This is a genomic window from Pseudoduganella sp. R-34 (assembly GCF_049904655.1).
Classification (GTDB): Bacteria; Pseudomonadota; Gammaproteobacteria; order Burkholderiales; family Burkholderiaceae_D; genus Rugamonas.
This window is the reverse complement of sequence record NZ_CP184572.1, coordinates 4,042,260-4,067,699: the sequence shown is the minus strand read 5'-3', so window position 1 is coordinate 4,067,699 and position 25,440 is coordinate 4,042,260. Positions and strand designations below refer to the sequence as shown.

17 protein-coding genes are annotated in these 25,440 nt (G+C 62.8%); 8 read left to right on the top strand and 9 right to left on the bottom strand.

Going from position 1 to position 25,440, the window contains the following annotated elements; all coding sequences use genetic code 11:
• The 4 genes from ligA to ACN9MW_RS18535 all read left to right on the top strand — a co-directional run bounded on the left by ligA (position 1) and on the right by ACN9MW_RS18535 (position 5,791).
• The gene (gene ligA, locus ACN9MW_RS18550; RefSeq protein ID WP_426161946.1) at positions 1–2,346 is read left to right on the top strand and encodes an NAD-dependent DNA ligase LigA; all 2,346 of its coding nucleotides are present in this window, start codon (positions 1–3) and stop codon (positions 2,344–2,346) included.
• 2 nt (positions 2,347–2,348) lie between these two features.
• Positions 2,349–2,885, top strand: coding sequence for a peptide deformylase (def, locus tag ACN9MW_RS18545; protein WP_426161944.1), 537 nt, complete (start codon positions 2,349–2,351; stop codon positions 2,883–2,885).
• A 76-nt stretch (positions 2,886–2,961) separates the two neighbouring features.
• A complete protein-coding gene (locus tag ACN9MW_RS18540; protein ID WP_426161943.1) occupies positions 2,962–4,947 on the top strand; it encodes an OPT family oligopeptide transporter in 1,986 nt (661 codons plus the stop codon).
• A 22-nt stretch (positions 4,948–4,969) separates the two neighbouring features.
• Positions 4,970–5,791 (top strand): aldo/keto reductase, encoded by an 822-nt coding sequence (locus tag ACN9MW_RS18535; RefSeq protein WP_426161942.1) that lies wholly within the window; start codon positions 4,970–4,972, stop codon positions 5,789–5,791.
• Here ACN9MW_RS18535 and ACN9MW_RS18530 read toward each other — a convergent pair.
• Entirely contained in the window at positions 5,788–6,432 is a 645-nt protein-coding gene (locus ACN9MW_RS18530) for a PEP-CTERM sorting domain-containing protein (protein ID WP_426161941.1), read from the bottom strand. The genes ACN9MW_RS18535 and ACN9MW_RS18530 overlap by 4 nt on opposite strands.
• On the bottom strand, positions 6,429–8,108 hold the full coding sequence (locus tag ACN9MW_RS18525) for a rhamnogalacturonan lyase B N-terminal domain-containing protein (protein WP_426161939.1): 1,680 nt from the start codon (positions 8,106–8,108) through the stop codon (positions 6,429–6,431). The genes ACN9MW_RS18530 and ACN9MW_RS18525 overlap by 4 nt, the downstream gene beginning before the upstream one ends.
• Before the next feature lie 288 nt (positions 8,109–8,396).
• On the opposite strand from ACN9MW_RS18525, the gene ACN9MW_RS18520 reads away from it, so the two are divergent.
• The gene (locus ACN9MW_RS18520; RefSeq protein WP_426161938.1) at positions 8,397–10,913 is read left to right on the top strand and encodes a DUF4982 domain-containing protein; all 2,517 of its coding nucleotides are present in this window, start codon (positions 8,397–8,399) and stop codon (positions 10,911–10,913) included.
• A 49-nt stretch (positions 10,914–10,962) separates the two neighbouring features.
• Positions 10,963–14,163: a TonB-dependent receptor gene (locus ACN9MW_RS18515; protein WP_426161937.1), complete on the top strand. Its 3,201-nt coding sequence runs from the start codon at positions 10,963–10,965 to the stop codon at positions 14,161–14,163.
• 17 nt (positions 14,164–14,180) lie between these two features.
• Here ACN9MW_RS18515 and ACN9MW_RS18510 read toward each other — a convergent pair whose 3' ends face one another.
• The 4 genes from ACN9MW_RS18510 to map form a co-directional block, all read right to left on the bottom strand.
• On the bottom strand, positions 14,181–14,939 hold the full coding sequence (locus ACN9MW_RS18510; protein WP_426161935.1) for a flagellar brake protein: 759 nt from the start codon (positions 14,937–14,939) through the stop codon (positions 14,181–14,183).
• Between the two features lie 122 nt (positions 14,940–15,061).
• Positions 15,062–15,811 (bottom strand): pseudouridine synthase, encoded by a 750-nt coding sequence (locus ACN9MW_RS18505; RefSeq protein WP_426161934.1) that lies wholly within the window; start codon positions 15,809–15,811, stop codon positions 15,062–15,064.
• Positions 15,811–18,393 carry a [protein-PII] uridylyltransferase gene (locus ACN9MW_RS18500; protein WP_426161932.1) on the bottom strand — a complete coding sequence of 861 codons (2,583 nt, stop codon included), beginning with the start codon at positions 18,391–18,393 and terminating at the stop codon, positions 15,811–15,813. The genes ACN9MW_RS18505 and ACN9MW_RS18500 overlap by 1 nt, the downstream gene beginning before the upstream one ends.
• A 6-nt stretch (positions 18,394–18,399) precedes the next feature.
• Positions 18,400–19,218 carry a type I methionyl aminopeptidase gene (gene map / locus ACN9MW_RS18495; RefSeq protein ID WP_426161931.1) on the bottom strand — a complete coding sequence of 273 codons (819 nt, stop codon included), beginning with the start codon at positions 19,216–19,218 and terminating at the stop codon, positions 18,400–18,402.
• A gap of 223 nt (positions 19,219–19,441) precedes the next feature.
• On the opposite strand from map, the gene ACN9MW_RS18490 reads away from it, so the two are divergent.
• On the top strand, positions 19,442–21,859 hold the full coding sequence (locus ACN9MW_RS18490; RefSeq protein ID WP_426161929.1) for a phosphocholine-specific phospholipase C: 2,418 nt from the start codon (positions 19,442–19,444) through the stop codon (positions 21,857–21,859).
• 118 nt (positions 21,860–21,977) lie between these two features.
• On the top strand, positions 21,978–23,873 hold the full coding sequence (locus ACN9MW_RS18485; protein ID WP_426161927.1) for a M6 family metalloprotease domain-containing protein: 1,896 nt from the start codon (positions 21,978–21,980) through the stop codon (positions 23,871–23,873).
• A gap of 5 nt (positions 23,874–23,878) precedes the next feature.
• Here ACN9MW_RS18485 and ACN9MW_RS18480 read toward each other — a convergent pair whose 3' ends face one another.
• The 3 genes from ACN9MW_RS18480 to ACN9MW_RS18470 form a co-directional block, all read right to left on the bottom strand.
• Complete coding sequence (locus ACN9MW_RS18480; protein ID WP_426161926.1) at positions 23,879–24,523, bottom strand: hypothetical protein; 645 nt, start codon at positions 24,521–24,523, stop codon at positions 23,879–23,881.
• A 62-nt stretch (positions 24,524–24,585) separates the two neighbouring features.
• Positions 24,586–24,786: a DUF4287 domain-containing protein gene (locus ACN9MW_RS18475; protein WP_426161925.1), complete on the bottom strand. Its 201-nt coding sequence runs from the start codon at positions 24,784–24,786 to the stop codon at positions 24,586–24,588.
• Positions 24,787–24,796: 10 nt separating this feature from the next.
• On the bottom strand, positions 24,797–25,231 hold the full coding sequence (locus ACN9MW_RS18470) for an SRPBCC family protein (RefSeq protein WP_426161924.1): 435 nt from the start codon (positions 25,229–25,231) through the stop codon (positions 24,797–24,799).
• Between the last annotated feature and the right edge of the window lie 209 nt (positions 25,232–25,440).

The following is a 25,440-nucleotide window of genomic DNA, read 5'->3' as shown; positions in this document are numbered from 1 at the left end:
ATGAGCAATACCCAACACGCAACACCCGCCGAACGCGCAGCCTGGTTGAACGCGGAGCTGAACCGCCACCTGCACGCCTACCACGTGCTGGATGCGCCGACCATCCCCGATGCCGAATACGACAAGCTGTTCGTCGAACTGCAGTCGATTGAAGCGGCGCACCCCGAGCTGCAGGCTCCCGACTCGCCAACCCTGCGCGTGGGCGCGCCGCCCCTGGCGGAATTCGCCGCCGTGACGCATGCGGTGCCGATGCTGTCGCTGAATAACGGTTTCAACGACGAGGATATCGAGAACTTCGACCGCCGCGTGCGCGAAGGACTCGACGCAGTGCAACTGGTCGAATACGCAACCGAGGCCAAGTTCGACGGCCTGGCCATCAACCTGCGCTACGAAGACGGCGTCTTCGTGCAGGCGGCAACGCGCGGCGACGGCTACACCGGCGAGGACGTCACTGCCAACATCCGTACCATCAAGGGCATCCCGCTGCGCCTGAATACCGATGCGCCGCCGCCGGTGCTGGAAGTACGCGGCGAAGTGCTGATGTTCAAGGCCGATTTTGCCGCCCTGAACGCGCGCCAGCGTGAACTGGGCCAGAAAGAGTTCGTCAACCCGCGCAACGCTGCCGCCGGCGCGCTGCGCCAGCTCGACTCGCGCATCACCGCGCAGCGCAAGCTGAGCTTCTATGCCTATGGCATCGGCGAACTGACCGGCGCCGAACTGCCGGCAACGCACAGCGCGCTGCTGGACTGGTACGCCGAACTTGGCCTGCCCGTATGCGCCGAACGCGAGGTGGTGCGCGGCAAGGATGGCTTGCTGGGCTACTACGAGCGCATCGGGAAAGCGCGTCCCTCGCTGCCGTACGAGATCGACGGCGTGGTGTACAAGACCAACCGCTTCGAAGACCAGCGTGCGCTGGGCTTCGTTTCGCGCGCCCCGCGTTTTGCGCTGGCGCATAAATTCCCGGCGGAAGAAGCGCTGACGACCGTGCAGGCGATCGAGGTACAGGTTGGCCGTACCGGCGCGATTACGCCGGTGGCGCGCCTGGCGCCGGTCTTCGTCGGCGGCGTGACTGTCACCAATGCAACGCTGCATAACGAGGACGAAGTGCGCCGCAAGGACGTACGTGTTGGCGATACGGTCATCGTGCGCCGCGCGGGCGACGTGATTCCGGAAGTGCTGTCCGTGGTGCTGGAGAAGCGCCCAGCGCCGGAACCGCTGATGTGGGCGCTGCCGGCCGAATGTCCCGTATGCGGTTCGCACGTGGTGCGTGAGGCCGACGAAGCGGTCGCGCGCTGCTCCGGCGGCCTGTTCTGCTCCGCCCAGCGCAAGGAGGCGATCCGCCACTTCTGCGGCCGCCGCATGATGGATATCGAAGGCCTGGGCGACCGCTACATCGACAACCTGGTCGAGTGCAACCTGGTGCATGGCGTGGCGGACCTGTACCGCCTGACCCTGGATGACCTGCTGAAAATGAAGCGCCTGGCCGACGAGCGAGACGGCACCACGCCGGAAACTGTCGCCCAGGGCAAGGTCCCGACCAAGTGGGCGGAAAACCTGCTGGACGCCATCTCCGCCAGCAAGAACCCGCCCCTGGATCGCCTGCTGTTCGCACTGGGCATCCGCCACGTCGGCGAGTCGACCGCCAAGACGCTGGCCGACTGGCTGGGCAAGCTGGAATTGATCCGCAAGGCGCCCGTGGCGCTGCTGCGCGTGCTGCCTGATATCGGCGGTACGGTAGCCGAATCGATTGCCGATTTCTTCGCCGAAGAGCGCAACCAGGAGGCGCTGGATGCGCTGCTGGCCGCTGGCGTGGCGCCGAAAGGGGAGCATGCTCCAAAGGCCGCGCTGCGCGAAAAGCTGGACACGGTTGCGCTGCTGGCTGCCGTCGGCATTCCGAAACTGACCGAGCCGCGCGCGCGCCAGCTGGTAGAGCAGGGCATGACGCTGGAGGCACTGTCGCACTTGACGGTGTATAACGTGTTCGGCCTGCCGGCGACCGTGGAACAGGGCCTTGAAGCCTGGCTGCGCGAACAGGCCAACCGCGAATGCCTGGTGGCCCTGCACGAGCTGCGCGAAGCGCTGCTGGCACAACTGCCCGAGGTGGCCGAGGCGGAAGGCGCCATGAGCGGCAGGACCTTCGTCCTCACCGGGACGCTGCCGACCATGAGCCGCGACCAGGCGCAAGCCCTGATCGAAGGTGCCGGCGGCAAGGTGTCGGGTTCGGTGTCGAAGAAAACCTCGTATGTCGTCGCCGGCGCGGAGGCGGGCAGCAAACTGGCCAAGGCCGAAGAGCTGGGCGTGACGATTCTTGATGAAGCGGGCTTGCTCGCGCTGCTGGGAGGCTAAGCATGGCCGTGCGTGAAATCCTGAAAATGGGCGATCCGCGGCTGTTGCGCGTTGCCGAGCCGGTGCGCGAGTTCAACACGAAAGAGCTGCATGCGCTGATCGTGGACATGTTCGACACCATGCATGCGGCGAACGGCGCCGGCCTGGCGGCGCCGCAGATTGGCGTCAACCTGCAACTGGTGATCTACGGCTTCAAGGCCAACACGCGTTATCCCGATGCGCCGCAAGTGCCGGAAACGGTGCTGATCAACCCTGTGCTGACGCCGCTCGGCGAAGAGATGGTAGAGGCCTTTGAAGGCTGCCTGTCGGTGCCGGGCCTGCGCGGCTCTGTGCCGCGCTATACGCGCCTGCACTATGAGGGCTACGACCAGTTCGGCGAACGCATCGTGCGCGATGCCGAGGGATTCCATGCCCGCGTGGTACAGCATGAGGTCGATCATTTGCTGGGGATCCTGTATCCAGCACGGATCCGCGACTTCTCCAAGTTCGGCTTTACCTCGGTGTTGTTCCCCGACCTCGATCCCGGCGACGACGACTGATTTGTTTGGCGGCGCCGCGAATCTGGCGTAATATCCCGGCCACTTTGCATCCTTATCAACACAACGGATTACCCAGATGAGCAACCAGTCGCAGAACAACCCGCTCGAATTCAGTGTCCGCGGCATCGCCCTCGGCATTCTCATTACACTGGTCTTTACCGCGGCGCAGGTCTATCTTGGCCTGAAAGTCGGCTTGACCTTCGCCACCTCGATTCCCGCTGCCGTGATTTCCATGGCCCTGCTCAGCGCATTCAAGGATGCGACGATCCAGGAAAACAATATCGTGCAGACCATCGCGTCGGCCGCGGGCACGCTGGCGTCTGTGATTTTCGTGCTGCCTGGCCTGCTGATGATCGGCTGGTGGGCAAAAATTCCTTTCTGGCCAACCTTTGGCGCCTGCGCCATCGGCGGCGTGCTGGGCGTGATGTACACCATGCCGCTGCGTCGCGCACTGGTGTCGCAGTCCGACCTCCCGTATCCGGAAGGCGTGGCCGCGGCGGAAGTGCTGAAAGTCGGCACCCAATCGCGTGCCGGCGCGCAGGAGGGCAAGGCTGGACTGTGGGCGGTGATCTGGGGTTCCGTGGCTTCCGCCATTTTCGCTTTCCTCGGCGCTGCCAAGCTGGTTGCCGCTGAAGTGGCGCATTTCGTCAAATTCGGCAACGGCGCCACCGGCCTGGGAGCATCGAGCTCGCTGGCCCTGGTGGGCGCCGGCCACCTGATGGGTATCGCGGTCGGCATGGCCATGCTGGTCGGCCTGGTGATTGCATGGGGTATCCTGGTCCCGTTGCTGACCATGGCCAATCCGGCGGCTCCCGGCGTATCGGTGGCCGACCACGCCCTGGGCATCTGGAGCAGCCAGGTGCGCATGATGGGCGCCGGCACCATTGGCGCTGCCGCGATCGTGACGCTGGCGACACTGGCCAAGCCGGTCGTGGGCGGCCTGAAGTCCGCGATGGAGTCTGCACGCCGCGCCAAGGCCGGCGGCGGCGACGTGCCGCGCGAAGACAAGGACCTGCCGATCTTCATCGTCGGCCTGGTGACCCTTCTGTCTATGGTGCCGGCAGGCTGGCTGCTGTCGTCCTTCCTGTCGGGCGGCCCGCTGTCCTCGATCTCGACCCCTCTGATCGTGGTGGGCATCGGCTACATCCTGATTGCCGGCATGCTGGCTGCCGCGGTGTGCGGCTACATGGCCGGCCTGATCGGCTCTTCCAATTCGCCGGTATCCGGCCTGGCCATCCTGTCGATCCTGGGTGCCGCCACCTCGGTAGGCTGGGTGGGCCGCGAAATCATGGGGCCGGATACCGCCCAGGCGCTGATCGCTTTCGCACTGTTCGTCACCACCGTGGTGCTGGCAGTAGCCGTGATCGGCAACGACAACCTGCAGGACCTGAAGACCGGCCAGCTGGTCGGCGCGACGCCCTGGAAGCAGCAGGTCGCCCTGATCATCGGCGTGTTCGCCGGTTCCTGCGTGGTGCCGCCGGTGCTGGAGCTGCTGAACCACGCGAACGGCTTCGCGGGCGCACCGAATGCCAATGCCATTTCCGACCAGCCGCTGGCGGCCCCGCAAGCGACCCTGATTTCCACGCTGGCCAAAGGCGTGATCGGCGGCGACCTGAAATGGGACCTGATCGGCTATGGCGCCCTGATCGGCCTGGCACTGGTTGCACTCGACTTCATCCTGAAGAAGTCCAGCAACCGCAAATACAGCTGTGCGCCGCTCGGCGTCGGCCTGGCCATCTACTTGCCGTCGGCGGTTACCTCGCCGGTGGTGGTGGGCGCAATCGCCGGTTACTTCTTCGAGAAAGCAATGCGCAACAAGAAGCATGGCGAAGCAGCTTCCCGCCTGGGCGTGCTGGTGATGTCCGGCTTTATTGTCGGTGAATCGCTGTTCAACGTTGCCCTGGCTGGCCTGATCGTGCTGACCAACAAAGGCGAACCGCTGGCAATTGCCAACAGCATGAGCGAGGCAACCACCATGCTGATCGCGCTGGCCGTTGCTGGCGCCGTGGTCGTAGGGCTGTACCGCTGGTCCGCGAAGTCGGCCAGCGCCATCGAGGCTTGACGCAACACTTCCGGAGGTCGCCATGACGCTGTCGAGGATCGGGCAGGGCACTTGGAATATGGGCGAGCGGGCAGCCGACAAGGCTGCCGAGGTGCGCGCCCTGCAACTGGGACTGGACCTCGGCATGACCGTCATCGACACGGCGGAAATGTATGCCGATGGCGGCGCCGAGAAAGTGGTCGGCGAAGCGATTGCCGGCCGCCGCAGCGAGGCTTACCTGGTCAGCAAGGTGCTGCCGCAGAACGCTTCGCGCAAGGGCGTGGTGGCGGCGTGCGAGAAGAGCCTGAAGCGCATGAAGGTCGACCACATCGACTTGTACTTGCTTCACTGGCAAGGCAGCGTGCCTTTCGCCGAGACCCTGGAAGGGCTGATAGCCCTGAAGCAGGCCGGCAAGATCCATGAATTCGGCGTCAGCAATTTCGACCTGTCGGACATGAAAAAGGCGACTGCGCTGGCCGGCGGCGAAGCCATTGAGGCGAACCAGGTGCTGTATAACCTGCGTCGTCGCGGTATCGAGTGGGACCTGCTGCCCTGGTGCCAGGAGCGCGGCATATTGCTGATGGCCTACTCGCCGCTTGAATCCAACCGTAAGGAACAGGAACGCCTGCTGGCCGAACCGGCGCTGCAGGCCATCGCGTCGCGTCACCATGCTACGCCCGCGCAGATTGCGCTGGCATGGCTGCTGCGGCAGGACGGCGTGATGCCGATTCCGAAAGCAAGCAGCGAAGCGCATGTGCGCGCCAACGCGGCCGCGATGACGCTGCGCCTGGACCAAGAGGACCTGGCTTCGCTGGACAAGGCGTTCGCCCCGCCCACGCGCGCCACGCCGCTGGACGTGCTCTAGGCGCGCTTGCGGCGCACCGTGGCCAGGGCAAACAGGCCGGCGCCCAGCAGCAAAGCGCCGCCGGGTTCCGGTATGTCTGCCTGGACTGCATCGATGGCCGGGCTGCTCCAGCCGCTGCTGCGGTTGGCGCCGGAGAAGGCGTAGTAGCGCACTTCGTCGAACCCCGTCGCATCATAGAGCCCAAGCAGGGTGCCGCCAGCCTGCGTGAAATTGCCGGCGCCGGTGCGCACATTGTCGTTCCATGTACTCCAGTAGCCGTTCACGGTCAGGTAGCCGGACGCCGCGGCGAAGGCGATGCTGCGGAAATCGCTGCCGTCTGCCCGCCTGATGCTGATGTAGGCATTGTTCCCCGATGTCGACATGTAATTCCCCGAAAACCAGGGACTGAGGTCCGATGGCTGGTCATAGCAGTTGATGCCGGCATAGCCGCACTGGTTGTTGTTGGCCGAACCGTTGAAATGGAACAGCAGGCCGTCCTCCACATAATCATTCGACAGCGCGAGATTTGCGCTGAAGGTAGCGGTGTGCAGCGAGGAGGGCGGCGCAGCCAAGGTACGCATCACGGTTGCCGATGCCGCGCCCGGCACTGCGGCGGCAGCGGCCAGCGCTGCCGACAGGGTGAGTAGTCTTATCTTGTTCATGGCGTAGGAATGAGGTCGACGGCATCCCAGGCGTAGCCGGGGCTCAGGTAAGTGGTGCCGCTGGAACCGCTGATGGCGGTGAGGGTCAGCACGTTCTCGCCGACCACCAGTTCGCTGGCCGGGATATTGAAGGTGTACAGCGTATTGTTGCCACGGTAGGTGCCTACGGTCAGTGTACGCGTTGAAGGCTGGCTGGAGGCGGCCGGGTTGGCCGAGACCCAGCCGTTCACCTGTGCCTTGGGCCGCCCGCCTGCGAAGGCGACGGTGATCCCGGCCCGCAGCGTGAGCGGCACAAGCTGGCTTTGTTTGAGGTTGAAACGGATGGTGATGGTGCCGTTGACGCTCTTCCATTGATAAGCCGGGAATCCGGTGGCCGCGCTGGAACTGCCGATCACAAAGTCGCCCGGCGTCCAGGAAGCCATGCGCACGTCGGATGGATGCATGGTGGTGACCTTGTCGCCGTTCAGCAGTTCCGCCGGCGTGCCGTCCCAGTCGCCGATGCGCCAGAGCGCTGCCGCGGTGCTGGGATCGCCCGCGATATTGATGGTGTTCAGCGCCACCGTCTGTCCCGCCGCCACAGTCACGCTGCGCGTATCGACCACCAGTTCGTTCTTGTAGACCTTCATGGTGTAGGTGCCGGGAATCATGCCGGGGCTGTCGAAGTGGCCGGTTGCCGCATCGGCCTTGGCCCAGTACTGGGCGGTGGCATTGGAGAAGCCCACCGTGTATTCATAGCGCGTGTCGCGTCCCTGCAGGCCCACGCCGGCCACGCGGCTGCGCGCTTCAGGGCCGACGAATCCGGTCATGCCCATGCTGGCGAAGAAGGAGGTGTCGGGAGTTGTCGGTGCGCTGCCGTTGTTGAACACCAGCGAATAAGCGTTCAGGATGCCGGGCCGGAACGCTTCGGTCTGGGCCTCTCCATAGTTGACGATGTAGGTAATCTCCTGCGTGGTCGAGGTGCCCTGGTTCAGCAGGCTGCGGTAGAAGGGGCCGCCGCTATTGCCCTCGTTGTTGTCGCGCACCACCCACAGGCCGACGCCGGGACCGGTGGCGCCGATGTACGACCAGTCCTTCAGGCGCCTGTTGGAATAATGCTTGGAGCGGGTCTGGCCGTCGGCAAGTCCGAAAATATCGCCCGATTCAATGGCGCCCGTATTGCTGCGGATATCCGATGGCACAGGCCCGTTCGGCAAGGCGGCAATCGGCACGCGCAGGATATAGCGTGTCAGCCCCAGCGTGCTTGGCTCGCTGGTGAAATAGGTGCCCATGTAGATGTGCGGATAGCCGCGGCGGGCGATATAGTAGTGCGTCAGGCCGCCTGCCTGCACCGCCACCTTGATGAAGTCGGGGCCGAGCGTGGTGGCGTTTACGCTGACTGCGGAAACGCCGGTGTACAGGAAATCAAAGCCGGAATTCACCTGGCTGCCGCGCGACTGGTCCTGGTACTGTACGCCGTTGTAAATCATCGAAGCGATGTCGCCGGCGGACTGCGTGCTCACGCCATTGTCGGTACGGCGGATCTTGAACACCAGGCCGGCGCCGGTGTCGATGGTGTAGAAATTGCTGTCTTCAGTAAGTCCGAAGTCGGCCGCATGGGCATTGCCGGCGAACCAGCCGGAAAAGAGGACGAGCAAGGCCATACCTGCCGCGCAGGCATTCAACCGGAAAGTTTTCACGATGTCTCCTTGGGGATTTTTTTGGTATGTTGCCGTTGAAGTATCAAAGCAGTGGCAGTGGCCAGTCAACGGGGGCACGGCTGCGGTACGCCAGAAAATCACCATGTTGATCGAAGGCCTGTGCCAAATGAATAGCGCAAACAACGCCTTTCAATCGTGCGCAACAGTCTCGCCAACAAGTTGTTGACATTTCTATGACGCCAAATATAGACTGAAATGGTTGCGCTATCTGTTTCGTGTTAGTGGTTGGTTGTTTGCGCGACGGCTTACTTCGAACTACGGGAAAACATGAAACGTCTGACGAAATGCAGGGCGCTGGCGTCCCTGTTGCTTTGGGCTGTCGCGCTGCTTGCTGCCGCCGCTCCGCGAGAACGCCTGTCGATCAATGCCGGCTGGCGCTTCACGATGAGCGATCCAGCCGGTACTTCCGCTTCGCTGCGCTACGACGGGCGGCCCGAGGTGAAGGCAAGTGAAGACGGCAAGGCTGCCGATGCGGTGCCGCAGGCTGCGGCGCTTGCGGCCGCAGCACAGGAACAGGTCCTCAAGCCGTGGATACTCCCGAGCGGCAACGCCTTTATCAGCGATCCCGCTCGACGCCATCGGCGCCCGGCGCAGGAGCCGCAACTTGACGTGGCCTACCTGAAGCCCGGCTACGACGACGGCGCATGGAAGCGCGTGGACCTGCCTCACGACTGGGCCATTGCCGGGCCCTTCCTGGAAACCGGGCCTTATGGCGGCGTTGGCCGCTTGCCCAGCTGGGGCATCGGCTGGTACCGCAAGGCACTCGACATACCGGCCTCCGACCGTGGCCGCTCGATCTTCCTCGATGTCGACGGAGCGATGTCGTATGCGATGGTGTGGCTGAACGGGAAGCTGGTCGGCGGCTGGCCTTACGGCTACAACTCCTGGCGGCTGGACCTGACGCCATACGTCGTCCCCGGCGGCAGCAATATGCTCGCGATACGGCTGGATAACCCGCCGGAGTCTTCGCGCTGGTATCCGGGCGGGGGCATCTACCGCAATGTGTGGCTCACCAAGACGGCGCCCATCCACGTCGCGCATTGGGGCACCCATGTGCGAACGGCGCGCGTGAGCCGGGACTTCGCCGAGGTGTCGCTGGAAGTCGCGGTGGACAACGACTCGCGCAGCGGCGCCACCGTCAGCGTGGCAACGGCGATATACGCGCTGGACGAACAGGGGACCCGCAGCGGCCAGCCGGTTGCGCACATCCAGCCGCAGCGCCTGCAAGTGGCCGCAGGCGCAAGCAATGTCGCAACAGGCAGCACAACCATCGCGCGGCCGCGCCTTTGGGGGCCGCCGCCGACCCAGCATCCGCATCGATACGTGGCCGTCACCACCGTCCGGCGCGACGGCGTTGGGATCGACGAATTCGAGACAAGGTTCGGCATTCGTGATGTGCGCATGGACCCTGACAAAGGCATGCTGGTCAACGGCGAGCGCATTGCGCTGAAGGGCGTGAACAACCACCATGACCTGGGCGCACTCGGCGCCGCCTTCAATGTGCGCGCAGCGGAACGGCAGCTGCAAATGCTGGTGGAAATGGGCGCCAATGCGCTGCGCATGAGCCACAATCCGCCGGCTCCGGAGTTGCTGGAGCTGACCGACCGCATGGGCATCGTGGTGATCGACGAAGTGTTCGATGTGTGGGAACGGAAAAAGACCGCGCTCGATACGCACCTGATCTTCCCCGACTGGCACGACATGACCGCCATGAATTACGCCCGTGCCCACATGCCGCTGCCGGCCACGGTGGACCTGGTCAGCGTGAACTACCAGGGCGCGGGCATCCGCAGCAATCCAGGCCGCTTCCCCGAATTCCGTGCCCGTTTCCCCGGCAAGATGATCTTCAGCAGCGAAAGCGCTTCAGCCTTGAGCAGCCGCGGCGAGTATCAGTTTCCAGTGACGGGCGCGCTCACGTCCTCGGTACGGCCCGACGCCGGCGGCGACTGGAATACGCACCAGGTCAGCGCCTACGAGCTGTATGCGTCCGACTTCGGCACTTCAGCCGACCGCTCCTGGTCCGCGCAGGACCAATACCCCTATGTGGCGGGCGAATTCGTCTGGTCAGGCTGGGATTACCTGGGCGAGCCGACGCCGTTCTACTCTTCGCGCAGTTCCTATTCCGGCATCATCGACCTGGCGGGCTTCAAGAAGGACCGCTTCTACCTGTATCAGGCGCGCTGGCGCCCGGACCTTCCGCTGGCGCACATCCTGCCGCACTGGACCTGGCCGGGCAGGGAAGGCAAGTTCACGCCGGTCCACGTATTCACCTCGGGCGCCGAGGCCGAACTGTTCGTGAACGGCAAAAGCCAGGGCCGCAAAAAGCGCGCGGAATTCGAATACCGCCTGCGCTGGGACCTGGTGACCTACGAGCCGGGCGAGTTGAAGGTAATCGCGTACAAAGAGGGCAAGGAATGGGCGGCATCGACGGTACGCACCGTGGGCCCCGCGGCAAAGCTCGACCTGGTGCCTGACCGCAGCGAGATCGCGGCCGATGGCGCCGACCTCTCGTTCATCACCCTGCACGTGACCGACCAGGAAGGCAATACCGTCCCCATGGCAAAGGACAGCGTGAAATTCAGCATCGAAGGCCCGGGCGAGATCGTGGCGACCGATAACGGCGACCCGACCAGCTTCGTGCCTTTCCCATCCACCGAACGACCAGCCTTCAACGGCTTGTGCCTGGCCATCGTGCGCGGCAAGCCTGGACAGAAGGGAGCCATCACCGTGCGGGCGCAAGCGCCCGCATTACAAGGAGCAAATGTAACTTTGCAAGCGCATTGATAGCGCTAACTAAATCAAGGCCCATGAGGCCATATATAAAGGAGACAGCATGAACCAGCAACTGGGAGGACGCGTGCGCCGCTTCGGCACGCGCGGTGAAATCCTCGTCATGACCATACTCGCGGGGATGATTTCCACGGCCTACGCGCAAAGCGAAGCGCCGCAACCGCCAGCCACTGCGGCCACCGAGTCGCAGCCCTCCGCCGAAGCCACGCCGGCAACGGATGCCAGGCCAACTGCAGCGAACAAGGTGCTGCCGGTAGTCACCGTGAGCGGTTATCGCAGCTCGCTCGCGCTGTCGGCAATGGAAAAGCGCGACAACATCGGCTTGAGCGATACCGTCTTCTCCGAAGACATGGGCAAATTCCCCGACCCGAACATTGCCGACGCCCTGGCGCGTGTGCCGGGCGTGAACGTGCGGCGCGGCGAGATCGACGGCGAAGGCCTGAACATCTCGATCCGCGGCATGGGCGCGGCGTTCACGCGCGTGCTGCTGAACGGCGCGCCCATGGCGTCGGCGTCGGCGGGCAGCTGGGGCGGTTCGATCAGCGCCAACCGCGAAGTCGACATGGACTTCCTGCCTTCCGAATTGTTCCGCAGCGCCAGCGTTTACAAGAGCCAGAAGGCGAGCCTGATCGAAGGCGGCATTGCCGGCACCGTCGATATGCGCAGCGTACGCCCCTTCGACAAGGCCGGCTTTCGCTCCGCGTTTACCCTGAGCGGCAACTACCGCGAGCAAAACAGCAAGACCGGCAATACCGGATCGGCCCTGGTGAGCAATACATGGACCACCGCCGGCTGGGGCAAGTTCGGCGCCCTGGCCGGCATCGCCTGGGGGAACACCGGCTACAAGACCGACGGGTTCCAGACGGTCGACATGCGCAACTTCCAGTTGAAGTCCTTCCAGGGCAATGCGTCGGACAAATTGAACAGCACCGGCGGCGGCTCGCAATCGACGCCCGACACCGTGCCGTCCGGCCTGGCATTGAGCGCCTTGCCGGAATTTGCACGCCCCATCCTGGTGCCGGGCAAGCAGATCGACCGCGCCATGCTGCTGGCGCTGAACCCCGGCGCCACGCTGCAGCAGATCGACAACGGCTTGATGGGCCGACTGGGACGGCACTTTGTCTACGAAGGCAAGCGCAATCGCGCCGGTGAAGTCATCAGCCTGCAATGGCAGCCGAACGATATGCTCGATATCTACCTCGACACCATGTTCGCGCAGAAGAAGAACAGAATGACCTACGAGGGCATGAATGCCGGCACCCGCGCCAATACGCCGATACCGATCGGCATGGAATTCGACCGCAGCGACTGCACCTTGGGGTGCACCATCACCAAGGCGACGTTTGCCAATACTTTCTGGGCGCTGGAATACCGCCCGATGAAGGAGGAGACCAAGTTCCGCAGCATCAATCCGGGCTTCGAATTCCGTCCCAGCGACAAGTGGACCATCGACGGCCATTTCAACGCCACCAACAGCTCCTTCTTCCGCGACATGCCGACCGTGCTGGTGGCAACCAGGTCGCCCAATTCCGTCATCTATTACGACAACAGCACGCCGGGGCAGACGCCGGTCTATACCTCCAACCTGGACATCAACGATCCGAACAACTTCGGCTGGTACCAGGCAGGCCAGAGCCTGTCCGGGCTGCGTATGGACCTCTACGAGCGCACCAACAAGACCAAAGGCACTCGCCTGAACGTCAACTGGGGCGACGCGGACTTCAGCATCAAGTTTGGCGGTTCGCGTGACGACATCGAACGGCGCTACCGCAGCTATTCCGTCGCCGACGCCTGGATGAACGTCGCATGCGGCAATAACATGAGCTACCGCTTCTTCGCACCGAACACACAGATCCGCAGCCCCGGTTGCGATGGCCGCAGCACGCCAGGCCCGGTGGCTGATGTCACCACTGCCTACCCGGGTTACGGCACCGGTTCCACCGCCGGGGCGGCACCCCTGATGTATCTCGGTTCGGTGGTTCCGAATTCGGCAATCCCGAACTACGTGAAAGCGGGCAGCAATGGCTTCATTACCGTCGACTGGCCAAAGTTTGCCACCGATACGGATTACCAGTACTTCCGCGACAACATCCATAAGGGCTTCCAGAACGGCAGCGGCGGCTACATCCGCGAAGTGGTGGACGCGGCCTATGCGGAAACCACCGGCCGCATGCAGCTCTTTGGCCGCACCTTGCGCTATAACGCCGGGGTGCGCTATGCGCAGACCGAGCAGACCATCGGCGTGTTGAGTGTCGGCGCCGACCCGCGCAACGCGACGCTGAAGAACGGCGGCCTGTATGACAACCTCAGTGTGTGGAAGTACGAGACCACCAAATACAGCAACACGCTGCCGTCGGCCACGCTGGCCTACAACGTCACGCCGAATACCATCCTGCGCGCCTCGGGTTCGAAGTCGCTGACGCGTGCCAACCCGGCCGACCTGCGCCAGACCCAACTTACGCTGGGCGACCAGGGCGCGCGCCAGGGCAGCGTGACCAATCCGAACCTGAAGCCATTCGAGGCGAACAACCTGGATATCGGACTCGAGTATTACATGAGCAAGGAAGCCTATGTTTCCCTGAGCGCCTTCGGCAAAGACATCACCAGCCGCCCGGGCCAGCGCATCAACACCTATTCGCTGGCGCAGCTGGACCAGATGTTCGGCACCGTCGGCCTGACGGAGGCGCAGCAGCAGGCGGTGACGGCCAGCGGCGGCCGCGACAAGCATCTGGTGGAAATCACCGAACCTTACAACATCGACAGCAAGCTGAAGGTTCGAGGCCTGGAAGCCACCTGGCAGCAGCCGCTGGATATGCTGCCGGTGAAGGGCTTTGGCTTCACCGCCAACTTCACCTATGCCAAACAGACGGACGACGCGCCGAATGCGCCGCCGGTAGCCGGCGTGCCGCCGCGCACCAACAACCTTACCTTGTACTATGAACGCGGCGGCCTGAATATCCGCGTGGCACGCCAATACACGGCAAGCCATGTCGTGAACACCAGTACCGGCTTGAATGTTGCGGGAGGGGCGTATGCCTACACCACGGAGCGCACCCAGGTCGATGCGTCGGTCGGCATGAACCTGAAGCAGATGTTCGGCTTCAGGTACAACACCGACCTGACGCTCAGCGTCTGGAATGCCAACAAGGCGATCAGCCAGACCTATACCCAATTCAGCAACGCGATCTTCGACGAGTACAAGCCCGGCGCCAGCTACACGCTGTCGCTGCGGACTTCGTTCTAGGCGGCGTAAGCCGAGGCTTAGCGCTGGCCGCCGCGGCTAGTGTTAAGCCTTTCCAGGATGCGTTGCAGTTCGTCCTGCATCATGGGCGAGAGGTTCTGGAACTGGCAGCCAATCTGCACTTGCTCGCCGAGCAGGAAGGAGCGGAAATGGCGCGCCAGGCGGATTTCCAGGTCGCAGATCAGCACCGAGCCGGGGCCCATGTCCAGCCGTACGCGCTGCAACTTGCGGCCGACATGCAAGCCGACTGCATCGCGCGGCGAGCAGCGCATGCCGACGCCGCCAACAGCGAAATCGTACAGCTGCATTTCGTACGGCTTGCCATTCAGGACGAAGGAGGCGGTGTGGTAGGTGCCGAGCGGAGTCTCCAGGCGCGGCGCCGCGCGGCGGTTAAGCACCTGGCAGCGTTCGGGAAATTGCGCCGGGACCAGGGTCGGCTGCTCGGGCAGGGCATTCCATTGCGGGTCGTCCAGCTTGAATTGGAACTTGGCGCTGCGCAGCCATGCCACGAAGGTGCATTCACCCGGTGGCAGGGTTGAACCTTCGTTCAGCTGGATCACGAAGTGCGGCAGTTCGGGATCGACGGACAGCAGGCGCGCCATCACCGGCTCGACGTTGTCCCGGTGGTAGATAGAAATCGCGTCGCCCGCATCGGCCAGCGCCGCCAGTGCGTCGCCGATTTCATCGGGGTCCACGATATCGTGCGGATGTGACCCCGCGGCAATCGGCTCCACCGCGTCTTGTGGACGGGGCGGTCCCTTGCGGAAGTCGTTTGGCATTGGATCGTTCACAGCTCAGGTTCTCGTTTTTTGGGAGAGGACGCCAACACTTTACCGCGTTCCGGCGCCCAGCGCTTGCTAAACGGCAATGAATGCTGCTTTTCTGTTGCGTTGATGCCGACTCAGAAGTGCTCGTCCGGGCTGAGGTAGCGCCATTGCCCTTCTGGCAAGTTTCCAAGTTTGACACGACCAATGCGCACGCGCTTCAAGCCTACCACGCGCAGGCCAACCATCTCGCACATGCGGCGGATCTGGCGCTTTTTGCCTTCGCGCAGGGTGAAGCTGAGCTGGTCGTCGTTCTGCCAGCGTACTTTCGCCGGCAGCAGCGGTTTGCCGTCCATCCACAGGCCATGATTCAGGCGTTGCAGGTCGCTGTCCGGCAGGCGGCCTGGTTTGGTGTATTCGACGCGGACCAGGTATTCCTTGTCAACGTTGGTATTTTCGCCAATCAGCTGCTTGGCGACGCGGCCATCCTGGGTCAGCACCAGCAGGCCGACCGAGTCGATGTCGAGGCGGCCTGCCGACACCAGGCTGCGCAGCTGGTTGCGGTCGAAGCGTTCCGGCGAGCGGTCTTCGGCCCAGCGGCTTTCCGGCTTGATCAGCACTACGGCAGGCTGGTAGCCGTCTTCGGCCTGGCCGGAGACATAGCCGACCGGCTTGTTGATCAAGATCGTGACGCGGCGCGCCTGTTCGGCGGCAGCCTGGCGTTCCACGGTGACTTTCTGGCTTGGGTAAACCTTGGTGCCCAGTTCGGACACCACCTTGCCATCCACGCGCACCCAGCCCTTGGCGATCCATTCATCGGCTTCACGGCGGGAGCACAGGCCCAGTTCGGACATGCGCTTGGAAAGGCGTAACAATTCTTCGGACATCAGATTTTCAGTACTTCGAGTAAGTCGGTTTCCAGCTGGAGCTGGGTGCGGGCATTGGCCAGGGCAGGGCCGTCGACGATGAACACGTCTTCCACGCGTTCGCCGAGGGTCATGATCTTGGCCGTATGCAGGTTGATCTTGTATTTGGTCAGCACGTTGGCGATCGAGTACAGCAGGCCGGTGCGGTCGTTGGCCGCCACCGACAGCAGGTAATACTGGCCGCGTTCGTCAGGGCGCAGGTCCAACGTTGGCTGGATCGGGAAGGTGCGCGACAGGCGCGACAGGCGGCCCTTGCTTGGCGCGGTCAGCGGGCCTTGCGTTACCAGCAGGTCGCACAGCTCATGCTCGATCAGGTTGATGATGTCGCGGTAGCTCTTGGCGAAATTCTGCTCGGTGACCAGGAAGGTGTCGAGCGCATAGCCGTGCTTCGTCGTATGGATCTTGGCATCGAGGATGCTGAAGTTCTTGCGGTCGAAATAGGAGCAGATGCGCGCGAACAGGTCGGGCTGGTCCTTGATGTAGACAGCCACCTGCAAGCCTTCGCCGATCGGCGCCAGGCGCGCTTTCACCACCGGCTGTTCGCTGTCCAGCCGATCCCACAGGGCGCGCGTCTGCCAGGCGATGTCGCTGGCGTCGTGCCGCAGGAAGTAGGCCAGGTCGAGCTGCTTCCACAGCGCTTCGTGCGCGTCGGGCGGCAGGCCGTACAGGCGCAGGGTGGCCAGCGCTTCCTGCTGGCGGTTCTTCAGTTCGCGGTCGGCGGAATGCGGCTCGCCGCCCAGCACGCGCAAGGTCATCTTGTACAGGTCTTCCAGCAGCTTGCCTTTCCAGGCATTCCACACTTTCGGGCTGGTGCCGCGAATGTCGGCCACCGTCAGCAGGTAGAGCGCAGTCAGGTGGCGTTCATCGCCCACCGTCTTGGCGAAGGCCTGGATCACGTCCGGGTCCGACATGTCCTGCTTCTGTGCCACGTGCGACATGGTCAGGTGCTGCTCGACCAGGAAGGCCACCAGTTCGGTGTCTTCCTCGTTGATGCCGTGCTCCTGGCAGAACTGCTCGACGTCGGCCACGCCCAGCTTGGAGTGGTCGCCGCCGCGGCCCTTGGCAATGTCGTGGAACAGGGCCGCCACGTACAGCAGCCATGGCTGCGGGAAGTTCGCCATCAGCTGCGAGCAGAACGGATATTCGTGCGCGTGCTCGGTCATGGTGAAGCGGCGCATATTGCGCAGCACCATCATGATGTGCTGGTCCACCGTATAGACGTGGAACAGGTCGTGCTGCATCTGGCCCGTGATCTTGCGGAAGCTCGGCAGGTAGCGGCCCAGGATCGACAGCTCGTTCATCCGGCGCATGTTGTGGATGATGCCCTGTGGCGCCTGCAGGATGCGCAGGAAGTAAGCCTTGTTGACCGGATCGGCGCGGAAGTCGGCGTCGATCTTGAAGCGCTCATGCCACAGTGCGCGCATGGTGCGCGCGGTCATGCCTTTCAGGGCAGGGCGCTCGCACAGCAGCACGAAGATTTCCATGATGGCCGACGGCGTCTTTTCAAACGTGTCGTCGTCGTTCATGTCGATCATGCCGTTCACTTCGCTGAAGCGCTCGTTGATGCGCACCGGCTTCTCGTCGTGTGGGAACAGGTAGGACTCGATGTTCTGCAGCAGGATGGTGTTGAGCTGCACCACGGTCTTGGCAGCCCAGTAGTAGCGCTGCATCAGGTATTCGCTGGCGCGGCGCATGTGCACGCCGGTGCCGGTGGCTTTCAGGCCCAGGGTTTCGGCCACGGCGGTCTGCACGTCGAACACCAGGCGGTCCTCGCGGCGGCCGGCCACCAGGTGCAGGCGCACGCGGATATCCTTGAAGGCGCGTTCCTTCTCCATCAGCTGGCGCGCTTCGGTCTGGGTGATCAGGCCGCGCACGGCCAGGGTGCGCCAGGAGTTGGCCAGGCCGGCGGCCTTGGCCATCCACAGGATCACGTGCAGGTCGCGCAGGCCGCCCGGGCTTTCCTTGACGTTGGGCTCCAGGCTGAAAGGGGTGTCCTCGTACTTGGCATGGCGCTGGCGCATTTCGATGGTCTTGGCCTCGAAGAAGGCGCGCGGGTCCATGGCCTTGTTGTAGGCGTCCTGCAGTTGCGCGAACAGCACCATGTTGCCGGTGATGATGCGCGCTTCCAGCAGGCTGGTTTGCACGGTGATGTCGGCCTTCGATTCGGCCAGGCATTCGTCGATGGTGCGGATGCTGTGGCCCACGTCCAGGCCCAGGTCCCATAGCAGCTGGACGAATTCTTCCAGCTTGCCGCGCGCGGCGTCGTCCGGCGCCTCGTGCAGCAGGATCAGGACGTCGACGTCGGAGTAGGGGAAAAGCTCGCCGCGCCCGTAGCCGCCGACCGCCACCAGGGCGGCTTGCGGCGGCAGGCGGTTTGCTGCCCACGCTTGCGTCAGGATGTCGTCGACGCTGCTGCGCAGGTTGCGCAACAGCTTCTCTGGCATGCCGTCTTCATGGAAGTTGGCAATGATGCGTTGGCGGTCCGATTTAAGCCGGGCCTTGAGCTGTTCCCGGAGGTCCTTCTTCATCGCGGCGTGGGGCATGCGTTTTTATGCTGCGGCTTTTTCAGTGATGAAAGCTGGCGGCTGCGGGCTGCCGGCGGACAGGGTCAGCACCTCGTAACCGGTTTCGGTAACGACCAGCGTATGTTCCCATTGTGCGGACAGGCTGCGATCCTTGGTCTTGATGGTCCAGCCATCCGGCATTTCCTTGATCTCGCGGCGGCCGGCATTGATCATCGGCTCGATGGTGAAGACCATCCCTGCTTCCAGCACGGGGCCCGTGCCTGGCTTGCCGTAATGGAGGATCTGCGGTTCTTCGTGGAAGACCTTGCCGATGCCATGGCCGCAGAACTCGCGCACCACGCTGTAGCCGTTTTTCTCGGCATGCACCTGGATCGCGTGGCCGATATCGCCCAGGGTGGCGCCCGGCTTGACCTGCTGAATGCCCAGCCACATGCATTCAAAGGTGACGTCCGACAGGCGCTTGGCCAGGATCGATGGCTTGCCGATGAAGAACATGCGGCTGTTGTCGCCGTGGTAGCCATCCTTGGTGATGACGGTGATGTCCAGGTTGACCACATCGCCATCCTTCAGCACCTTGTCGCCTGGGATGCCGTGGCAGATCACGTCGTTGACGGAAGTGCAGATGGCTTTCGGGTAGGGCGTGTAGCCTGGCGGGCAGTAATTCAGCGGCGCCGGCACGGTGCCCTGCACATTGGTCATGTACTCGTGGCACAGGCGGTCCAGCTCACCGGTGGTGACGCCTGCCTTGACGAAGGGGGTGATGTAGTCGAGCACCTCGGAGCCGAGGCGGCCGGCCTCGCGCATGCCTGCGATGTCCTCGGGAGTTTTGATATTGATAGTCATGGGATCTTGCTGTTCTGTACAGGGTACGCCACTCAGGGGCGTTATCAGCAAGATTATAAACGACAGCCTCAGCGCGCGCCCGGTCGGCCGCCTATGCCGAATTGCGGGACGCTGGGTTGCGAATCGGTCAAAGGCGTGGCGCACGGGTGACAGGCGACATGAAATGGTCATAAATGCACCTTAGCATCGGCACACCCTACAACCAGACCGATAAGGAAAAACGATGTCCACCAGCCGCCGCAAGTTCCTTGGCATGGCCTCCGCTGGCGCCGCCAGCACCCTGTTCCCCGACCTGATCAGGCAAGCGCTGGCGGTGCCGGCCTACAGCGCCACCGGCACCCTGGCCGACGTGCAGCACGTCGTCATCTTCATGCAGGAAAACCGCTCCTTCGACCATTACTTCGGCACCCTGGCTGGCGTGCGCGGCTTCAACGACCCGCGCGCGATCACGCTGCCGGGCGGGAAAGCGGTCTGGTACCAGCCCAACGGCACTGGCGGCTATGTGCTGCCATTCCATTTCGACGCCAAGAATACCAGCGCACTCTCGCTGGGCACCAACCATAGCTGGAAAGGTTCGCAAACCACATGGCAGGGCTGGGACGCCTGGGTCAAGCAGAAGACCGCCCAGAGCATGGGCTATTTCGACCGCGGCGACCTGCCGTTCTACTACGCGTTGGCCGACGCCTTCACCATCTGTGACGATTACCATTGCTCGATCTTCGGCGCCACCGACCCGAACCGCATGTACTCGCTGACCGGCAGCAACCAGAACTGGCTCGGCGCGATGGGCAGCCTGTACAACATAGATTCGGCTGGCTACTACAACAACGATCCGAAATACGACAACATCACGCCGTCCGTGACGGCCAGCGCGCCGAACTGGCGCACCTATGCCGAAGTGCTGGAGGCGAACAGCGTAAGCTGGAAGGTGTACCAGGAATGGGACAACTACGGCGACAACTACCTGGCCTATTTCCGCAACTTCCGCGTCAATGCCGATGGCACGCGCCTGTCGGAGAGCAGCCCGCTATACCAGAAGGGCCGGGTCATCGCGCCGGGTTCCTATGAAAGCAACGCGCGCGGCACCAAGGGCGACTGGCTGGTGAATTCCTTCGCCGACGACGTGCGCAATAACCGGTTGCCGCAAGTGTCGTGGATCGTCGCTCCCAACGATTACACGGAACATTCGCCGAACTCGCCCAACGCCGGCGAGAACCTCACTGCGCGCTTGCTCGCCGCACTCGTCGCCAACCCCGACGTGTGGTCGAAAACGGTCTTCCTTCTTACCTACGACGAAAACGACGGCTTCTTCGATCACATCCCTTCGCATATGGCCCCATTGAACACCGGCATGGGGCGCAGCACGCTGGCCGATAACGGTCAATACGAAAACTACAACGGCATTCCGGTCGGCCTGGGCCCGCGCGTACCGATGCTGGTCATTTCGCCGTGGAGCAAAGGTGGCCGTGTGTGCTCGCAGTTGTTCGACCATACCTCCAAGCTGCGCTTTCTCGAAGAATGGCTGGTGGCCGGCCTGGGCAAGCAGCGCTCCAGTATCGCTTGCGAAAACATTTCCCCATGGCGCCGCGCGGTGTGCGGCGACCTGACTTCGGCATTTGATTTCAAGACGCCGAATTCGTCGTGGCCGTCGACGGTGCCGAAATCGACCACCTACCAGCTGGTGTCGGGCAAGCCTTATCCGCAACCACCGGCAGTGCAGACCTTGCCGATGCAAGAGGGCGGCAGCCCGCGCTACTCCTGCGCCTTGCCGTATGCCTTTGCCGCTACGGCACGGGTGAATTTGTCGAAGCAGGTGGAGCTGTCGTTCTTCAACCAGGGCTTGGCAGGCGGTGCGTTTATCGTTTATTCCCATGTCCGCAGCGACGGCCCATGGTATTACACGGTCGAAGCAGGCAAGAAAATCGAACGCGAGGCATGGAACTGGTCCACGCCCAACTATCACCTGAGCGTTGTGGGGCCGGGCGGTTTCCAGCGTGAGTTTGCCGGCGTGCTGGCATTGGCGACTGCGACTGGCGGTGCGCGCCCGGAGGCGTGGCTGAACGCCAACCCGCTCGCCATGTCGGTTGATATCGTCCTCTCCAATGTGGAGGGTTTGCGTGCCGCCACCTTCCGCATTGTCGACAATGCCTATGGGCGCGCCGCCACCAGCCACACTGTGGCTGCCGGCCAGCAGGCCGTCGTGAGCATTCCGGTTGGAGCCAGCTACGGCTGGTACGACCTGGCCGTGACTTGCGACTTCGACGCGCAATACCTGCGCCGTATGGCCGGCCGCGTGGAAAACGGCCAGGCCAGCCGCACCGACCCGGTACTGGGCCGCACGCCAGCCGGTCCCAGGGCCACGTTGTCGGCCAGCGCCGCTTCGGTCCCACGCGGCACTCCAATCAGCTTCAGCTACTCGGTTCCCGCCCCGCAGGTTAACAGCAAGAACTGGATCGGCATTTACCGTAACGGCGTCACGCCAGGCTCGACCGCCTCGCTGTCATGGCAGTACGTCACCAGCGGCGCCGGCACGGCAGCCTTCGCCACGTCCGGCCTGGCCGCCGGCAGCTATGCGGCTTGGCTGCTGTATAACGACGGCTATTCGGCCCTTGCAGGCCCGGTTGCCTTCACGGTGACTTGATGTCGATGGTGCGCGATTGTGCCGATTTCTACACCGCGCACTTATAAATTCATCAAGACTTGCACAATCGTGCGTGATTTACTTTCCTTTCTTTACAACAAGAAACGGAGAGACCGAAATGCGATTGAAAGTAGTTACTGCAGCTGCGATGTTGATGGCCAGCCTGTTTGCGCAGGCTGGTATTCCCTACAAAGACAGCGTTTATGAGTTCAAGCAGCCGGGCGGCGAAAAGCTGCGCGTTCACCTGGATGGTAATGATTACTACGCCGAACAGCGTACCGATGACGGCTCGCTGGTCGTGTACGACGCTGCGAAGAAAGGCTTCTGCTACGCCACCGTGAACGCCGCGGGAGACGAACTGGTGTCGACCGGCGTGCTGGCGACCAACGCCAAGGTGCGCAGCCTGGGCGGAACTGCCGGCAAGAAGCAGGAAGGCCTGAGCCAGGAGGCGCGTGCCCGCAAGGCCAAGGAGAAGTTCGAGAAGATGAACGGCCGCACGCTGGATAGTGCCCGCAAATCGGCAAGCGCCGCCATGAGCGCGCCGCAGGCCCTGGCGGCCCCTGTAACGGGCCAGGTCAAAGGCCTGACCGTGATCATCGACTTCCCGGACGTTCCCGGCACGATCACCCAGGCCCAGGTCAACTCCTTCCTGAACGACATGCCGTACACCGGCTTCGGCAATGCGCAGTCGGTGCGCGGCTACTGGCAATCGGTCTCGGGCGGCAAGCTGGATTACACCAACACCACCACGATCTACTACCGCGCCAAGAAGAACAAGGCCTATTACGCCGACAGCTCGCTCGATTCCGGCGTGCGTTCGCAAGAGCTGATTTCCGAAGCATTGAACTGGCTGGAATACACTCAAGGCTTCAACTTCGCATCGCTGAGCGTTGATGCCAACAAGCGCATTCGCGGCCTGAACTTCTTCTACTCCGGCGGCGCGGACAGCGCCTGGTCCAAAGGCCTCTGGCCGCACATGGGCTGGCTGGGCAAGCAGTTCTGCGCGGATGGCGTCTGCACCGGCTACTACCAGATCACCAATATGGGCAACAGCCTGGCAATCGGCACCTTTTCTCACGAGACCGGACACCTGGTAATGGGCTGGCCGGACCTGTATGACTATGACGGCAGCTCCGAAGGTTCGGCGGCCAGCTATTGCATCATGGGCTTCGGCAGCATTGGCGCGCAAAGCCAGTACCGCCCGGTACCGCCGAATGGCTTCTTCCGCTACCAGGTGGGCTGGGATACGGTGACCGAGCTGAATCCGGCGCTGAACGCCAATGCGCCGAAAGGCCGTCTGAGCCACACTTCCGGTTCACACAGCCTGTATCGTTGGACCAATCCGGCCAAGACCGATGAGGCCTTCTACGTGGAAGCGATCTACAAAGCGGACCAGAACCTGTACCAACTGGGTTCCGGCTTGGCCGTGTGGCACATCGACCCGGCGGGCAACAACTCCGACGAGTGGCATCCATACGTGCAGATGGAACATGCCGATGGCCGCCGCGATCCCGAAAACAATGTGAATCGCGGCGACGGCACCGACCTGTATGACGGCGCAATCTACAAGGCCTTCTATGACACGGTGCCGAACAACTACGCCAGCCATGGCACCAACTCGCGCTGGTGGAGCGGCAGCGGTTCCAACTTCGGGCTTGCCAATATCAGCGCGGCCGCCAAGACGATCTCCTTCGATGTCGTGAAGGGCGACGGCACGGGCGGCGGTGAAACCTATACCGGCTACCTGTCCGGCACCAATGCATCCGCCATCCACCCATCGCCATACTTCTACTACAACGGCGGCACGATCAAGGCCAACCTGTCCGGCCCTTCGAACGCCGACTTTGAGTTGAAGCTGGAGAAGTGGAATGGCAGTGCGTGGGTGCAGGTGGCTTCGTCGACCAGCCCGACGTCGACCGAAGCGATCAGCTACAGTGCCGCGGTAGCCTATTACCGGATCACTGTGTACTCGTATAGCGGCTCCGGCAACTACACGCTGAGCGTCACGAAGTAAGGCGCCTAAGGTGAAGGGTCCTGCTGGCCGCCAGCTTTCTGCATGGCGGCCAAGCGGGCATCGATGGCGGTCAGCAGCGCTTCGGTGCGCTGGCGCTGCGCCGCCAAGTCCCGCTCGGCCGTCGTAAGATAGCGAGCCGAGTCGAAGGCAGCGTGATAATTCTGGACCAGTGCTACGTAGATCGCCCCCACGCCCAGCACGGTGCTGAGGGAAGCTCCCACGACGAGTTTTTTCAAGCTTGCAATTGAAGCTTCGATTCGATCAAGCCTTGCCTCCGTAGCCCTTTGGCGCTCGTCGGCCCGTGCCTCATAGCCGTCCATCCGTCGTTCAAATGCCTTGGCCCGGATGGCCTCGCGCTCCACAATGGCTGCCTCGCGCTCCCGTGCGGCCGCATCGCGCTCAGCGGCCCGCGCAGCAATCTCGCTCATATGTTGCACGAAGGCTTTTGCGTCGAGGGCTTCGCGCGCCCGGGCAGCCGCCTCGCGTTCGTCAGCCCGCGCAGTGTACGCTTCAATCGTGGAGCGGAATTCCGCGAGCTTTACGTCAGAACGCCCCTCAGCGATCAGGAGGCTGGAATCAACATACTGTTTGGTTGCTGGATCCATGATTTCATCTTCGGCGGGTAGGGGATTGATGTCAACCAGGCTCATGAGGGCACCTCGACGTGTTTCCCCATTGTGGCGACGCTCCCCTCCTGCCGCTTAGATGCGGATCAAGCTTTGCTGTTCTCCGTCTTGAAGTGCGCAACAAGGGCATTGGCATGGCCGTGGCCCATGCCGTGTTCGGCCTTCAGCGCAGCCACCATATCCATGTGCTTCAAGTCTTTCATGCCCTTCAGCAGCTTGAGCCAATGCTCGACCGGCTTGCCGTACTTTGCTTCGATCGAGGGGAAGTAGGAGGAGGGAGATCCCATGGCCGCCTCCTTACTGTTCAACCAGTAAAGCCAGCAAGGCCAGCGACTGCTGCCAGCCGAGATAGCATTGCTCCGCCGGGATTACAGCTGGCACCCCTTCCTGGACGATGTCGACTTCGGTGCCGCAGGAGACGGCGCGCAGATTGATGGTGGTCTGCATCTGGCCCGGCAGGTTCGGATCGTCGAACACCGCGGTGTAGCGGATTTTCTCGCCCGGATGCAGTTCCAGGTATTCGCCGCCGAAGGAGTGGGTGAAGCCAGTGCCCAGGTCGACAAAGGACATGCGGTACTTGCCGCCAACGCGCGCATCCATTTCGTGCACTTCGCCCAGATAACCGTTTGGCGGCAGCCATTTGTTGAAGGCCGAGGCGGTAGTCCAGGCCTTGTAGATGCGATCAGGGGAAGCGCGCAGTACACGGTGCAGTTTGATGGTATTCGTAGCCATTTCAGTAATCTCCATGTTGGGGTGGGTTTGTAAAAGCACGACGCGCCAGCGTGCCCAGGATCGACAAGAAATACAAAAAATTTCGGGAATCTTTGTATTTATTATAAAGTTTGCACTAAAATGCGGCCCGGCGCACTGCGTGGAAGGCTGCAATACGCTTGCATGAGCCCCCTCCAATACGCTAAAATTTATGGTTGCCTGGCCTAGTG